Genomic DNA, 13,457 nt, shown 5'->3' with positions numbered 1-13,457 from the left:
AGCATGCCGCAGACCACATGGCGGAAGTCGTCGTTCAGCGAGGGCCAAGGCGACAACTGCGTGGAACTCGCCGCCGCAGGCAATGGCATCCGCATGCGCGAGAGCGACGAGCCGGACGCGGTGGTCCGTACGACGCCCGCCGCGCTCGGCGGCTTCATACGTGCCATAAAGACTGGCCGTCTGGACCACACCCTCTGAGCACGGGCCGGATGTCAGCCGCGGGCATCGTCTCGCGCGCTTCGCGCGATTGAGCAGCGGGGCAGGGGGGGCGGGGCGCGGGGCGCGTTGCCGACAGACGGGCCGGTGGGGGTCCGCGCCGTGACGGCAACCGCGGCCGGGGGCCGATGCCTATCCGGAGCGCGGCCCGGTGGGGCGCCCCCTCCGGGTACCCCCTCCGAAAACACTTGATCTGAAGCAACTACCTTGTCAAAGGTTTTCGGGAGAGGTACCCCCTGCGGCGTCGAGTCCGGCGGTCCGGCGACGGGCCTCGCCCCCGCACACGGATGCCGCCGCCGGCGGTCGCTCCCACCGGCCCGGCGGTCGGCAACGCGCCCTGCGCCCCCGCCCCCTGCCCCGCTGCTCAATCGCGCGAAGCGCGCGAGACGGCGCCGCACCCGACCCACGCACCGCACCCGCCCGATGCGCCCCCGGCGGAGGTGGTCCGGCTACGCCGCGGGCAAGGGTCACGCCCCCGAGGGATCGCCGAGCCACACCCGGTGGCCGTCGGTCGTGACCGTCAGCCCGAAGTCGAACAGCTCCGGGCGCCCGGCGCCCTCCCACCAGGCGAGGGCCTCGGCGGTCTCGTCGGCCAGGTTTCGCGGGCCCCACTGATGCACCGCGCCATCCGTCGCGTACGCCCACGAGTCCCGGCTGCACCACCAGTGCCCACCGCCCTGCGGCCAGTGCGCCACGTCGGCGAGCCTCAGTCCGACCGCGAACTCGGCGTGGGGGTCGGCGAGAACCGCGACGTCCAGATCGGCCTTGCTCTCGCGGCTCTCCTCCCACGCTTCCGTGGAGAAGACCGCATCGATGCGCGGGCGCGCGCGCTGGCCCCGCACCGCCATGAACGTCACCGCGCCCGCGAACCGGCCCTCGGCGCGGCCCTCCGAGACGGTCAGCCGCGCGAGTCCATGCGAGCAGAACGCGGTGCGGAAGGGGGCCAGGATCAGGCCGCCGGGCCGCACCTGCTCCACCCATGGCCAGGGGATCGACGTCACCGAGGCCGTCGCCACCAGCCGGTCGTACGGTGCGCCGCTGCGCCATCCCTGCTCGCCGTCCGCTTCCAGCACCGTCGCCCCGCCGTACCCGGCCCGGCGCAGCGCGACTCGTGCGCCGTCGGCCACGTCCGGGGCGATCTCCAGGGTGGTCACTCGCTCAACGCCCACCCGCTCGGCCAGCAGCGCCGTGTTGTACCCGGTGCCCGCCCCGATCTCCAGCACTCGATGTCCCGGCCGCAGGTCCAGCTCGGCGAGCCTGGTCACCACGGCGGCCGGTGCCGAGATGGAGCTGGTGGGAACATCGCCGCCGACGGGATCGGGGGCACCGTCATCCATCTGGATGGCAATGGCCTGCGCGGGGTCGTACACCATGCGGGCCCACCGTTCCGGGTCGTCCGCTCGGCGGAGCGGCCGGTATACGCCGCCGTCCACCACCCATACGGTGCCGGGGACGAACTCGTGCCGCGGGACGGCCTCGAACGCGCGCCGTACCCACGGCTCGGCGATGTCGAGCGTCTCGGCCGCCCGCGCGTGTAGCCCTTCCAGGTCGGTCACTCGCGGTGCGTCCCCTCGCATCGTTGGTCAAGCAACCAGTGTGGGCTTCGCCCGTCGAGGGGCAGTAGAGCGCGTATGCACCAACCGGCCGGTCAGGCCCGGATTCAGGCGCGGCCGGATTCGTCGCAGGCGGTCCAGATGAGGCGACGGGCGAGCTCACCGGTGCGCTGAGCGGGGCCCTGGGGGCCGAGGACGGTGGCGGTGACGTAGACGCCGTTGAGGACGAGCGTCAGGTCGTCGGCGAGCTGCTCGGGGTCGGAAGCGCGGGCGTCGGCCGCCAAGTCACGCATCCAGTCGCGGACCCGCTGCTCGTGGGTGACCGCCACACGGTTCGCGGGATGCTGCGGGTCGGGAAACTCGGTGTGGGTGTTGAGCATGGGGCAGCCGCGAAAGGTGGGCAGCCTGGTCTCCTCGATGACGGCCGTGAAGATCGCGAGGAGCTTCTCGCGCGGGTCGTCGGCCTGGTCGGCGACCTGGCGCATACGCGCGAACCAGGCGTCGGCGCGGTCCTGTGTGTAGGCGCTGGCAAGAGCGTCTTTGGTGGGGAACTGCCGATAGACGGTGGCGTTGCCGACCCCGCTCTCCTTGACGACCAGGTCCATACCGACAGCGCGGATGCCGCGCTGGTAGTACAGGCGGCTCGCCACGGCCAGGACGTGGCGCCGGTTCTCCTCCGCTGTCTTGCGAGCCATGGTGCGCTCCTTCTGCTTGCTATGACGCGGCGCGCGGTGGGCACGGCCCCAGCTTGACAGACGGATCGTTCCGTCACAAAATCCGTGACGGAACGATCCGTCACATCACACGACCACAGTCAAGGATCACCCCGATGCGCACCCTCGTTGTCGTCGCCCATCCCGACCTGACCTCCTCCCGCATCACCGCCCGCCTGGCCGAGGCCGTGAGCGACCTCGCACACGTCACCGTCCATGAGCTCGGCCCTGCCTGCCGCGATGGCCGCTTCGACATCGCCCGTGAGCAGCGACTGCTGCGCGACCACGACCGGATCGTGTGGCAGTTCCCCTGGTACTGGTACTCCGTCCCGGCAGTGCTGAAGGCATGGATCGACCAGGTCCTCACCCACGGCTTCGCCTACGGCAGCGGCGGCTCCGCGCTGCGCGGCAAGACCCTCCAGTTGGTCACCTCCACAGGCGGGCCGGAAGCGTCGTACGCCGCTGTCGATCCCACTTCCCGTTTCACAATGACCCAGCTGCTGACACCCCTCGCCGCCACCGCCCGCCTGATCGGCATGCGACTCGCCGAGCCGCTGGTTCTGCACGGCGCCCGCACCGTCTCCGACGAGGACCTCGCCGTGCACGCCAAGCGCTACCGCGAGCTTCTCGGCTCCCCCCGGCGGGGCTCAGCGGAGGCTGCCTCCGATACTTGCCTCTGACGTAGGCGTCAGGTTTTAGCTTGGTCGGGCCGCGCGATTCCGCGTGGTGATGACGTCCGGTCAAGGAGTGTTCACGTGTCCATAAGCAGTGGTGCCGAGCGCGCGGCCCAGGTGCTGTCCCGTCCGTTCAGCGTGGGTGGGCTCACCGTACGCAATCGGATCGCCATGGCGCCGATGACCCGCATGTTCTCGCCGGGCGGTGTGCCCAATGCCGATGTGGTGGCGTACTACGCGCGTCGCGCCGCCGCCGGGGTGGGGCTGATCATTACCGAGGGGACCTATGTCGATCACCCATCGGCCGGACTGAGCGACAGCGTGCCGCGGTTCTACGGGGAGGACGCCCTGAACGGGTGGGCCGAGGTCGTGCAGCAGGTGCACAGCGCCGGTGGGCGGATCGCGCCGCAGATCTGGCACGTGGGGGTTTCGCGGGAGGAGGGGGCGCCGCCCTACCCCGAGGCGCCCGTGCTGAGTCCGTCCGGCGTCGGGCTGGACGGCCGGCCGGTCGGGCGGGCGATGACGCAGGACGACGTGGACGCGGTGATCGCCGCCTTCGCCGACGCGGCCGCCGCGGCCGAGCGGATCGGCTTTGACGGGGTCGAACTGCACGGGGCGCATGGGTACTTGATCGACCAGTTCCTGTGGGGCACCACCAATCGCCGCACCGACGCGTACGGCGGCGACCCGGTGTCCCGGGTCCGCTTCGCGGCCGAGTTGGTGGCCGCCTGCCGTAAGGCCGTCTCCGCCGAGTTCCCGATCATCTTCCGTATGTCCCAGTGGAAGCAGGACCACTACGACGTGCGGATGGCCCAGACCCCGCAGGAGCTGGAGGCGCTGCTCACGCCGTTGGCGGAGGCGGGGGTGGACGTCTTCCACTCGTCCACCCGGCGCTACTGGACGCCGGAGTTCGAGGGCTCGGACCTGAACCTCGCGGGCTGGACGAAGAAGCTCACCGGGAAGTCGACGATCACGGTCGGCTCGGTCGGCCTGAACCAGGACTTCGTGCCGACGTTCGTGCCGGGGACCGGCAGCGGGTCGGCCCAGGTGGCGGACATCGAGAATCTCCTGGACCGGCTGGAGCGGGACGAGTTCGATCTCGTGGCCATCGGGCGGGCCCTGCTCGCCGACCCCGAGTGGGCCGAGAAGGTGCTGACCGGACGCGCGGACGCGCTCGTGCCGTACTCCGTGGAGCAGCTCGGCACGCTGCACTGAGCAGCCGTACGGGATGACCGGTTCAGCCCATGCGAATGGCCGGTTTCCTACCTCGATGAGAGGATTGAGCCGGTTCGCTCCCCTGGGAACCACGGAGAACAAGGAGAGCCGGTCATGTCCAAACGACTGCATGTGGGCAACTTGAGCTATCAGACGACGACACGGGACCTGGCGACCCTGTTCGGGCAGTTCGGCGAGGTGCTGGACGCGACCGTGATCACCGACCGGGAGAGCGGCCGCTCGCGGGGGTTCGGGTTCGTGGAGATGGACGAGGTGGCCGCGGAGAAGGCGATGGCCCAGCTCGACGGCTGCGAGATGGACGGCAGGGCGGTGACGGTCACCGAGGCGAGGGCGGTCTCACGCGGCACGCGCTGAGGCGGTCTCACGCGGCACGTGCTGAAGAACGGCACGTGCACGGAAGGCAAAAACGGAACGTGCCGTTCGCCACGTATCGCCGCTAGGACTTGCGGGCGGAGCCGTGTGCCGTGGTGGTATTGACTGATGCGATCCCCCACACGCATACGTTCACCACAGCCCCCATATCCTCACGACAGTTCACCTGGCGTTCACTACCGGAACCCGTACGAGGAACTCGCCGACCTGGCCGACCCGTACGATCCGAACGATCCCCTGGGTCTCGGCCTGACGTCGGACGATGACGACGACGCCGACCTCGGCGGGCGCAGAGACAAGCCGGCCGCCTCGGGCTCCGGGGACGACGGCGAGCAGTGGTCACCGCCCAACCACCGCCGCTCGTCCCGGCGTCGGCGCGGCCGCTTCCGGGCGGTGCCGCGCACCGCGAAGGCGCTGATCGGGCTGGTCGTGCTGGCGCTGCTGCTGGTGCTGGGCGACCGCTGGGCGGTGATGTACGCCGAGCGCAAGGCCGAACAGGAGCTCCAGAAGAAGCTGAATCTGGCCACGGCACCGAACGTGACCATCCACGGCTTCCCCTTCCTCACCCAGGTGCTGGGCAAGGACCTCCAGCAGGTCGACATCGCCGTGCCGGACGTGGCGGCCGACCGGGTCTCGCTCGCCGAGGTGCGTGCCCAGGTCCAGGACATCCGGATCGTGGGGGATCTGCCCAGCTCCTTCAGGGGCGCGAGGGTGGGCCGGATGAAGGGCGATGTGCTGCTGTCCTTCGAGGACCTCAGCCGTGAACTGGGCGCCTCCCAGGTGCGGTTCCGGGCGCTGGGACCCAACTCGGTGCGCGCGGACGGGAAGCTGCCGGTCGCGGGCCAGCAGGTGTCGCTGCACGCCCAGGCACATATCCGGCGCCAGGGAGACCGTGGGATCTCCACCAGCGTCACCGATATGCGGCTGGACATCCCCGGGATCGCGACCTACCGGCCCGGCCCCGAGCCGCGCCCCGGGCTGTATCTGCACAAGAAGGCGGCTACGCAGATCAGCGAGGACTCCGAGAAGGTGCAGGCGCTGCTGTCGATCCCGTCGGTGGCGGAGAAGCTCGGGGTGCCGCCGGCGGAGGCGGGGCAGGCGCTGAACGACGAGCGGAAGCTGGACGAGATCACGGGCTCGCCGCGGTTCGTCCCCGCGCTGCTCGCGGTCAACCTCGTCCAGGCGGCCAACGACCATCCCCAGCTGGCCAGGAAGCTCGGCATCGATCCGACGGTCGCCGCCGCGCTGGCGCGGATGAAGGTGCCGGAGCTGACGAACAAGCTGGAGCTCTCCTTCCAGTTGCCCGAAAAGGCCAAGGGCATCCGGTTGGCGAACATCGGTGTCTCCCCGGAGGGGATCAGGGCGGATCTGACCGGTGCGGGGCTGAATTTCGGAAAGACCCGCTGAGCCTGTAAGGCCCGCTGACGAATTCGGTTTTACGAAAGGGGCTGGTGGCGCACGCCACCAGCCCCTTTCGCATGCCCACGCACCCCCTGTACAGGCGCTTCGCGCGAGACGCGGCAGGCCCGCCCCAGACCCCGTACCAGGGCTTCCCTCCTGATCCGTACCGGGGCCTCCCCCAGACCCCGTGCCGGGGCTTCCCTCCAGACCCCGGGGTCCAGGGGCGGAGCCCCTGGTAACGGGAAGGGGCGGGGAGGGGAAATACCCGCCGGACACCCACTGGTTAAGCCGGACCAAGCCGGGGGGGGACCGGGCTGAGCCGGAGCGGCGCCGAACCGGGGCCGAGCCGTATGGGGCCCGAGCCGGACCGGGGCCGAGCCGAACCGGGCCCGAGCCGGGCGGGGGCGGGGTCAGCTCAAGTCGATCTCCGGCGGAGCCGTCGGCGCGCCCGGGAGTCTGAGCCAGGCGACCGTGCCGCCGCCCGGGGCCGGTTCCAGACCCACCTGGCCGCCCGACTGCTGGACCGTACGGGCCACGATCGACAGCCCGAGGCCCGAGCCGGGCAGGCTGCGGGCGGACGGGGAGCGCCAGAAGCGCTCGAAGACATGCGGCAGTTCCTCGGCGGGGATGCCGGGGCCATGGTCGCGCACCCGTACCTCTCCGCTTCTGAGGACGACGTCGATCACACCACCCGAAGGGCTGAACTTCACGGCGTTGTCGAGCAGATTGACCAGCGCCCGCTCCAGGGCGGTCACCTCGCCGCGGACGTACCAGGGTTCGATCGAGGCGTTGATCGTGAGATGGGCGCCGCGCAGCCGGGCCCGCTCCAGGGCCGTCCGCGCCACCTCGTGCAGGGCGACCACCTGTGGGGGCCCGCTGCCGGGCACGGCGTCGGGGCGGGACAGCTCCTGAAGATTGCCGATCAGCGCCGCCAGCTCGGTCATCTGCGCCTTGACGCTCCCCATGAGCGCCTTACGGTCGGCGGGCGGGAGCGCGCGGCCGGTCTCCTCGCTGCGCGCGAGCAGCTCGATATTGGTCCGCAGCGAGGTCAGCGGGGTGCGCAGCTCATGCCCCGCGTCCGCGATCAGCTGCTGCTGACGGTCGCGGGAGGAGGCGAGGGCCGCCGTCATGGAGTTGAACGACCGGGACAGCCGGGCGATCTCGTCATCGCCCTCCGTCGGGATGCGCACGGCCAGATCCTCGGTGCGGGCCACATGCTCGACCGCCTCGGTCAGCCGGTCCACCGGCTTGAGCCCGGTCCTGGCGATCCACAGGCCCGCCGCTCCCGCGCCCACGACGCCCACCCCGGCGACGAGGGCCAGGACCAGCGCGAGCGTGCCCAGCGGATGCGCGACCTCGCTCAGCGGGCGCGCCATGGAGACGGCGATCCCGCGCGGCAGCGGGCTGCCGGGGCCGGAGGCCGGCCGGTAGGTGAACACCCGCATGTCCTCGCCACCCGCGCCCGTCGCGTCATGCAGCGCGCTCGGCCGCTCCCCGACGGCCACGGCCACATCGGCGGTGGTCACCGGCAGCTTGGTCGCCCCGGGCTGGGTGCAACGGCTCCCGTCGGCCAGCACGATCTGCACGGAGTACGAGCCGAGGGCGTGCGGGGTGCGGTCGTCGGCGCCGTCGGGGCTCTGGCACGCCTCCAGGATGCTCAGCACATTGCGCTCGTCCACCGTGACGTTGCGCAGGGACGAGTCGAGTTGGGCGCTGAGCTGCTCCCGGACGATCAGCCAGGACGCGAACGCGGACACCGCCACCGCGACCGCGACCGCCACGGCGGTCAGCAGGGCCAGCCGCGAGCGCAGCGGCAGTCTGCGGAACCTCACGAGGGCTCGCCCTCCGCGGGCCGCAGGACGTACCCCACCCCGCGCACGGTGTGCACGAGCCGCGGCTCGCCGCCCGCCTCGGTCTTACGGCGCAGATACATCACGTACACGTCCAGCGAGTTGGACGACGGCTCGAACTCGAAGCCCCACACCGCCTTCAGGATCTGCTCACGGGTGAGCACCTGGCGGGGATGGGCCAGGAACATCTCCAGCAGGGTGAACTCGGTCCGGGTCAGCTCGACGCGGCGCGCGCCCCGGACGACCTCGCGGGTCGTCAGGTCCATCCGCAGATCGCCGAAGGCCAGTATGTCCCCCTCGGGCAGCGCGGCGCCCTGCTGGGCGGCGTAGGAGCTGCGGCGGAGCAGGGCGCGGATGCGGGCCAGCAGTTCGTCCAGTTCGAAGGGTTTGACGAGGTAGTCGTCGGCGCCCGCGTCGAGTCCGGTGACCCGGTCGCCGACCGTGTCCCGCGCGGTGAGCATGAGGATCGGCAGCGTCACCCCGGTGGCGCGCAGCCGCCGCGCGGCGGTCAGCCCGTCCATCCGGGGCATCAGCACATCGAGCACGATCAGCTCGGGGTCGTAGGAGCCGACCTTGGCCAGCGCGTCCAGTCCGTCCACGGCGGTCTCGGTCGTGTAGCCCTCGAAGACGAGGCTGCGCTGAAGGGCTTCCCGGACGGCCGGCTCGTCGTCGACGATCAGGATGCGGGACGGCTGATCGCCGTGGTCGGCGGGGCTCATGGGTCGGTTTCCTCAAAGCGGGTGACGGTGGGGCGGGGAGGGTGGCCGCGGCGGGCTGAGCGGCGCTGCTGCCAGCCTCGCACGTCCATCAGGTGTTGCTGTCACTTCCGCCCGCGCGGAGGGAGGCGAGATCGGACTTGACGGTGTTGATCGGGATCGAGAAGCCGAGACCGACACTGCCCGCGCTGCCGGCGTTCTGGCCCGAGGCCGCGGAGTACATCGCGGAGTTGATGCCGATCACCTGGCCGCTCATGTTGATCAGCGCGCCGCCGGAGTTGCCGGGGTTGAGCGAGGCGTCGGTCTGGATGGCCTTGTAGGTGGTGGTCGAGGAACCGACGTCGCCGTTGTACCGGCCGCCGCCGAACTCGAACGGCCACTGCCCGCCGCCGCCCGGCCCCTGACCGTCCTGGCCCTGGCCCTGACCCTGGCCCGTGGAGACGGTGACGTCACGGTCGAGCGCGGAGACGATGCCGCTGGTGACGGTGCCGGTGAGGCCCTCCGGCGAGCCGATGGCCACGACCTGGTCGCCCACCGTGATCTTGCTGGAGTCGCCGAGGGACGCGGCCTTCAGCCCGCTCGCGCCCTCCACCTTGATCAGGGCGAGGTCCTTCTTGCTGTCGGTGCCGACGACCGTCGCGGTCTTCTTGCTGCCGTCGCTGAACGTCACCTTGATCGCGTCGGCGCCGGAGACCACGTGGTTGTTGGTGATGATCTCGCCGCCGCTGGTGATGACCACGCCGGAGCCGGTGGACTGGCCACTGGTGCCGCTGGCGCTGACCTCCACGATGCTGGGGCTGACGGCCGCCGCGACGGCCGAAACCCCGCTGTGGCTGGTGGAGTTGGCGTTGACCACGGGGGTGGAGACCGTGGTGTCGGACTTCTGCGTGGCGTTGGTGACCAGCGCGGCCGCTCCGCCGCCCACGAGCGCCGAGACCGCCGCCACGGCCGCGATCAGCGCGACCGGCCGCGAGACCCGTGCCCTGCGCCGCCCCCCGCCCCCGTGCGCCCCCTCACTCGCGAACGCGCCGCCGCCCTCCCCCGCGCCGTTCCCGCCGCTGCCACTGCCGTCACCCGGCCATACGGTGACCCCGGACGGCGTGGTGACCGGCTGCTGAGGCTGGTACGCGGGCGGATCGGGATACCCCGCGCCGCCACCGTACGCGTAGGGATAGGGCTCGTCTGCGCCGCTGCGGCGTGTGCTGTCCGTCATGTCTATGACTGTGCGGCCGGAGTATGAGAGTCCCCTGAGTACGCCCTGAGAACCCCACCAGAAGTCGGTATGCCCGACATAAGGGTGTCGCCGCGGGTCAGCCGCGCACCGCGGCCAGGCACTCGTCGTACAGGTCCATGATGTCGCCCTTACCGTCGTTGTCGACCCACGCCATCGACGCGGCGTCCAGGCACGCGAACGCCGTCGCGATCACCGCGCGGGCCCTCGGATCCGCACTGCCGACAGCGGCGCCCATACGCGCCTCCACGAGCGGCAGCAGCTCCTCCTGGAACCGCAGCCGCTTTTCGAGCCAACCGGCGCGCAGCGAGGCGGTGTTGTGCAGGAGGCGGAACCGCTCCAGGGCCTGTTCGCGGCTGTCGTGCAGGGCCAGTACGGCGGCGACTCCCGCGCGCAGGGCCTCCCAGACACCGGCTTCGGCGGGCTGTTCGCCGATCGTGTCCGCCAGGACTCGCCCGAACCGGCCCTGGTCGCCGCCGAGAAGGTCCTCCTTGGTGCCGAAGTAGCGGAAGAGGGTGCGCTGGGAGACACCGGCCTCCCGGGCGATCTGGGCGATGGTCGTCTCGTCGTAGCCCTGCTCGGTGAACAGGCGCAGAGCCGTCTCGAGGATCTCCTGGGAGGCCAGCTGCCGTGTCCGGTCCCACAGCGTGGCCGGTGCGCCCGTCGCCGTCTTGCCTTCCTGCTTCATGCCACCAGATTAGCTCAGCACTGCCAATCTGGCGCTCACATTACGTCTGGCAGTCTCTGCCAAGCTGGCGTACGCTGCCATGGAATATCTCCCCAGGAACCCGCGAAGGGACGCACCATGTCCGCACCCGCAGCTCTGATCACCGGTGGCACCAGCGGCATCGGCAAGGCGACCGCCGAACTGCTCCACTCCCGCGGCTACCGCGTCATGGTCACCGGCGTCGGCAATGCCGCCAATGCCGGACTTCCCGAAGACGTCGCGGTCGTCCGGGCCGACGCACGGTCCCTGCCGGACATCGACCACGCGATGGACCGGGCACGCACCCGATTCGGCTCCCTCGACCTGCTCTTCCTCAACGCGGGCGTCTCCCGTCCCGGCCCGATCGAGTCAACCGACGAAGACGCCTTCGACGCCCTGTTCGACATCAACGTCAAGGGAAACTTCTTCACCCTGCAAAAGGCGCTCCCGCTCCTCAACGAGGGCGCCTCGGTCGTGTTCACCGTGGGCGCCGGCGAGGGGATCGGATCCGCCATGACGGCCGCCAAGGGCGCTCTGCTGCCCCTCATGCGGTCCCTCGCGCTCGAACTCGCCCCCCGCCGCATCCGCGTCAACGCCGTCAGCCCGGGAATGATCGACACCCCTGCCTACGGCAAGCTGGGCGTCTCCCAGGAAATGATCGACTCCTGGGCGCGGGACGTCCCGCTCGGCCGCGTCGGCGCTCCCGCCGACATCGCCGAAGCCGTGGCCTTCCTCGCCTCGGACGCGGCCGGCTACATCACCGGCGACAACCTCACCGTCTCCGGCGGCATCGGCGTGCACTCCCGCCCCTGACGAGCGGCAGCGCGAGGCGCTATGCGCAGCCGCAGGAGTGGCGGACCACCAGGGCCGACGGGAACTGCTTGACGCGTTCGCGGCGGGAGCCGGCGAGGCGGACGCCGTCGTCCAGGACCAGGTCGACCGCGGCGCGCGCCATCGCGGGGCGGTCGGAGCCGACCGTGGTCAGCGGGGGGTCGGTGAGGTGGGCTTCCTTCACATCGTCGAAACCGGCCACCGCGAGCTCTTCGGGGACATCGATCCGCAACTCACGCGCCGCCCGCAGCACCCCGAACGCCTGGTCGTCGGTGGCGCAGAAGATGGCCGGGGGCCGGTCGGGGCCGGCGAGCAGATCGAGCGCGACCTTATAGGCGTCGTAGCGGTTGTAAGGGGCCTGGAAGAGCCGCCCGTCGGTCGGCCGCCCGGCCTCGTGCATCGCGCGGCGCCAGCCCTCCACATGGTCGGTGACCGGGTCGCCGACGGTCGGGGTTATCTCGGTGCCGCCGAGGCAGGCCACATAGTCATGGCCGTGCTCCAGCAGATGCCGCACCGCGAGCTGCGCGCCGCCGACGTCGTCCAGCACCACCGCCACGTCGTCGATCGCCTCGGGCCGCTCGTGCAGCAGCACCACCCGGGCGTCCCAGGCCTCGATCTCCGCCGCCGCGTTCTCGCTCGGGCCCTGGCTGATGAGGATCAGCCCGGACACCCGCATCCCCAGGAAGGCGCGCAGATAGTGCACCTCGCGCTCGTCCAGGTAGTCCGAGTTGCCGACGAGCACCATCTTTCCGCGCTCGGCGGCCGCCTGCTCGACGGCGTGCGCCATCTCCGCGAAGAACGGCTGCCGGGCGTCCGGAACGATCAGCCCTATGAGATCGGTCCGGCGGCTCGCCATCGCCTGCGCGACCCGGTCCGGCCGGTAGCCGAGCTCCTTGATCGCGGCGAGCACCCGCTCGCGCGTGGCCGGGGCGACCGGCCGGGGTCCGTTATTGATGACGTAACTGACGACCGCGGTCGACGTTCCCGCAAGCCTTGCCACATCATCCCGCGTCACCTTGGCCACGCGCGAAGTCTACGCGGGTCCAGCTAGCTGTTGGCCGGTCGTGCGGCAGCGGTCCTCGCCGCGGAGCCGGCCCCGCCGTCGGGGAGCCCGCCCCGCGCCGCGCCGCCCGCTCCGGCGTCCCGCGCCGCGCCGCCCGCTCCGGCGTCCCGCGCCGCCGCCTTGGCCCGGGCCTCCTCGGCGGCGCGCTCGACCTTCTCCGGCGCGACGAAGCGGTAGCCCACGTTCCGCACCGTGCCGATCAGGGACTCGTGCTCCGGGCCCAGCTTGGCGCGCAGCCGCCGGACGTGGACGTCCACGGTGCGGGTGCCACCGAAGTAGTCGTACCCCCAGACCTCCTGGAGCAGCTGTGCCCGGGTGAAGACCCGGCCGGGGTGCTGGGCGAGGTACTTCAGCAGCTCGAACTCCTTGAATGTGAGATCGAGCACACGCCCCTTGAGCTTGGCGCTGTAGGTGGCCTCGTCGACCGACAGATCGCCGTTGCGGATCTCCATCGGGCTGTCGTCCGTGGTGATCTGCTGGCGGCCCATGGCCAGCCGCAGCCGGGCCTCGACCTCCGCCGGGCCCGCGGTGTCCAGCAGGACGTCGTCGATGCCCCAGTCGGCGGTGACGGCGGCGAGCCCGCCCTCGGTCACCACCAGGATCAGCGGACAGCCGGGGCCGGTGGACCGCAGCAGCTGGCACAGGCTGCGCACCTGCGGCAGATCGCGGCGGCCGTCGATCAGGATGACGTCGGCGCCCGGGGTGTCCACCAGGGCGGGGCCTTCGGCGGGGGCCACCCGCACGCTGTGCAGCAGCAGGCCGAGGGCGGGGAGCACCTCCGTCGAGGGCTGGAGTGCGTTGGTCAGCAGCAGGAGGGAACTCATCGTCCACCACCTGCCCCGGCCGTCTTCTCGAGGTTGTGCGCGCTTCGCTCGCCCATTACGTCGGTTCCTCC

Annotated in this window: 14 protein-coding genes; 6 read left to right on the top strand and 8 right to left on the bottom strand. The window is 71.2% G+C overall.

Annotated features, from left to right (window positions below; translation table 11 throughout):
• The first annotated feature begins 3 nt into the window (after positions 1-3).
• A complete protein-coding gene (locus KHP12_RS28820; RefSeq protein ID WP_086881000.1) occupies positions 4-198 on the top strand; it encodes a DUF397 domain-containing protein in 195 nt (64 codons plus the stop codon).
• Positions 199-683: 485 nt separating this feature from the next.
• Here KHP12_RS28820 and KHP12_RS28815 read toward each other — a convergent pair whose 3' ends face one another.
• Together KHP12_RS28815 and KHP12_RS28810 are read right to left on the bottom strand one after the other, a co-directional pair.
• The gene (locus tag KHP12_RS28815) at positions 684-1,772 is read right to left on the bottom strand and encodes a methyltransferase domain-containing protein (protein ID WP_308036112.1); all 1,089 of its coding nucleotides are present in this window, start codon (positions 1,770-1,772) and stop codon (positions 684-686) included.
• A 104-nt stretch (positions 1,773-1,876) separates the two neighbouring features.
• Positions 1,877-2,464, bottom strand: coding sequence for a TetR/AcrR family transcriptional regulator (locus KHP12_RS28810; RefSeq protein ID WP_086884109.1), 588 nt, complete (start codon positions 2,462-2,464; stop codon positions 1,877-1,879).
• A gap of 134 nt (positions 2,465-2,598) precedes the next feature.
• On the opposite strand from KHP12_RS28810, the gene KHP12_RS28805 reads away from it, so the two are divergent.
• The 4 genes from KHP12_RS28805 to KHP12_RS28790 all read left to right on the top strand — a co-directional run bounded on the left by KHP12_RS28805 (position 2,599) and on the right by KHP12_RS28790 (position 6,171).
• Positions 2,599-3,162, top strand: coding sequence for an NAD(P)H-dependent oxidoreductase (locus KHP12_RS28805; protein ID WP_211833908.1), 564 nt, complete (start codon positions 2,599-2,601; stop codon positions 3,160-3,162).
• A 75-nt stretch (positions 3,163-3,237) separates the two neighbouring features.
• Complete coding sequence (locus KHP12_RS28800) at positions 3,238-4,371, top strand: NADH:flavin oxidoreductase (RefSeq protein ID WP_211833907.1); 1,134 nt, start codon at positions 3,238-3,240, stop codon at positions 4,369-4,371.
• A gap of 114 nt (positions 4,372-4,485) precedes the next feature.
• Positions 4,486-4,746 (top strand): RNA recognition motif domain-containing protein, encoded by a 261-nt coding sequence (locus KHP12_RS28795; RefSeq protein ID WP_020869496.1) that lies wholly within the window; start codon positions 4,486-4,488, stop codon positions 4,744-4,746.
• Positions 4,747-4,872: 126 nt separating this feature from the next.
• Positions 4,873-6,171: an LmeA family phospholipid-binding protein gene (locus KHP12_RS28790; protein WP_210609643.1), complete on the top strand. Its 1,299-nt coding sequence runs from the start codon at positions 4,873-4,875 to the stop codon at positions 6,169-6,171.
• Between the two features lie 404 nt (positions 6,172-6,575).
• Here the strand turns inward: KHP12_RS28790 and KHP12_RS28785 are convergent, their stop codons facing one another.
• From KHP12_RS28785 to KHP12_RS28770, 4 genes are all read right to left on the bottom strand, one after another.
• Complete coding sequence (locus KHP12_RS28785) at positions 6,576-7,997, bottom strand: HAMP domain-containing sensor histidine kinase (protein ID WP_210609642.1); 1,422 nt, start codon at positions 7,995-7,997, stop codon at positions 6,576-6,578.
• Positions 7,994-8,734: a response regulator transcription factor gene (locus KHP12_RS28780; protein ID WP_086880654.1), complete on the bottom strand. Its 741-nt coding sequence runs from the start codon at positions 8,732-8,734 to the stop codon at positions 7,994-7,996. The genes KHP12_RS28785 and KHP12_RS28780 overlap by 4 nt, the downstream gene beginning before the upstream one ends.
• Before the next feature lie 88 nt (positions 8,735-8,822).
• Positions 8,823-9,944 carry a S1C family serine protease gene (locus KHP12_RS28775; protein WP_211833906.1) on the bottom strand — a complete coding sequence of 374 codons (1,122 nt, stop codon included), beginning with the start codon at positions 9,942-9,944 and terminating at the stop codon, positions 8,823-8,825.
• A gap of 97 nt (positions 9,945-10,041) precedes the next feature.
• Positions 10,042-10,650, bottom strand: coding sequence for a TetR/AcrR family transcriptional regulator (locus KHP12_RS28770; protein WP_211833905.1), 609 nt, complete (start codon positions 10,648-10,650; stop codon positions 10,042-10,044).
• 117 nt (positions 10,651-10,767) lie between these two features.
• Between KHP12_RS28770 and KHP12_RS28765 the strand changes: the two genes are divergently transcribed.
• Positions 10,768-11,481 carry an SDR family oxidoreductase gene (locus tag KHP12_RS28765; protein WP_086882287.1) on the top strand — a complete coding sequence of 238 codons (714 nt, stop codon included), beginning with the start codon at positions 10,768-10,770 and terminating at the stop codon, positions 11,479-11,481.
• Positions 11,482-11,500: 19 nt separating this feature from the next.
• Here KHP12_RS28765 and KHP12_RS28760 read toward each other — a convergent pair whose 3' ends face one another.
• The gene (locus tag KHP12_RS28760; protein ID WP_086882286.1) at positions 11,501-12,523 is read right to left on the bottom strand and encodes a LacI family DNA-binding transcriptional regulator; all 1,023 of its coding nucleotides are present in this window, start codon (positions 12,521-12,523) and stop codon (positions 11,501-11,503) included.
• Between the two features lie 23 nt (positions 12,524-12,546).
• A complete protein-coding gene (locus tag KHP12_RS28755) occupies positions 12,547-13,386 on the bottom strand; it encodes a response regulator transcription factor (RefSeq protein ID WP_086882285.1) in 840 nt (279 codons plus the stop codon).
• Positions 13,387-13,457: the final 71 nt, after the last annotated feature.

Source organism: Streptomyces asiaticus (assembly GCF_018138715.1).
Lineage (GTDB): Bacteria > Actinomycetota > Actinomycetes > Streptomycetales > Streptomycetaceae > Streptomyces > Streptomyces asiaticus.
Note: the sequence above shows the minus strand (reverse complement) of the source record. Positions and strands in the feature narration are given on the sequence as shown.

Bases quoted from the DNA above. Each gene is read 5' to 3' on its own strand.
- KHP12_RS28820 (WP_086881000.1), top strand. From the start codon at position 4: ATGCCGCAGACCACATGGCGGAAGTCGTCGTTCAGCGAGGGCCAAGGC.
- KHP12_RS28810 (WP_086884109.1), bottom strand. From the start codon at position 2,464: ATGGCTCGCAAGACAGCGGAGGAGAACCGGCGCCACGTCCTGGCCGTG.
- KHP12_RS28805 (WP_211833908.1), top strand. From the start codon at position 2,599: ATGCGCACCCTCGTTGTCGTCGCCCATCCCGACCTGACCTCCTCCCGC.
- KHP12_RS28795 (WP_020869496.1), top strand. From the start codon at position 4,486: ATGTCCAAACGACTGCATGTGGGCAACTTGAGCTATCAGACGACGACA.
- KHP12_RS28790 (WP_210609643.1), top strand. From the start codon at position 4,873: ATGCGATCCCCCACACGCATACGTTCACCACAGCCCCCATATCCTCAC.
- KHP12_RS28780 (WP_086880654.1), bottom strand. From the start codon at position 8,734: ATGAGCCCCGCCGACCACGGCGATCAGCCGTCCCGCATCCTGATCGTC.
- KHP12_RS28775 (WP_211833906.1), bottom strand. From the start codon at position 9,944: ATGACGGACAGCACACGCCGCAGCGGCGCAGACGAGCCCTATCCCTAC.
- KHP12_RS28770 (WP_211833905.1), bottom strand. From the start codon at position 10,650: ATGAAGCAGGAAGGCAAGACGGCGACGGGCGCACCGGCCACGCTGTGG.
- KHP12_RS28765 (WP_086882287.1), top strand. From the start codon at position 10,768: ATGTCCGCACCCGCAGCTCTGATCACCGGTGGCACCAGCGGCATCGGC.
- KHP12_RS28755 (WP_086882285.1), bottom strand. From the start codon at position 13,386: ATGAGTTCCCTCCTGCTGCTGACCAACGCACTCCAGCCCTCGACGGAG.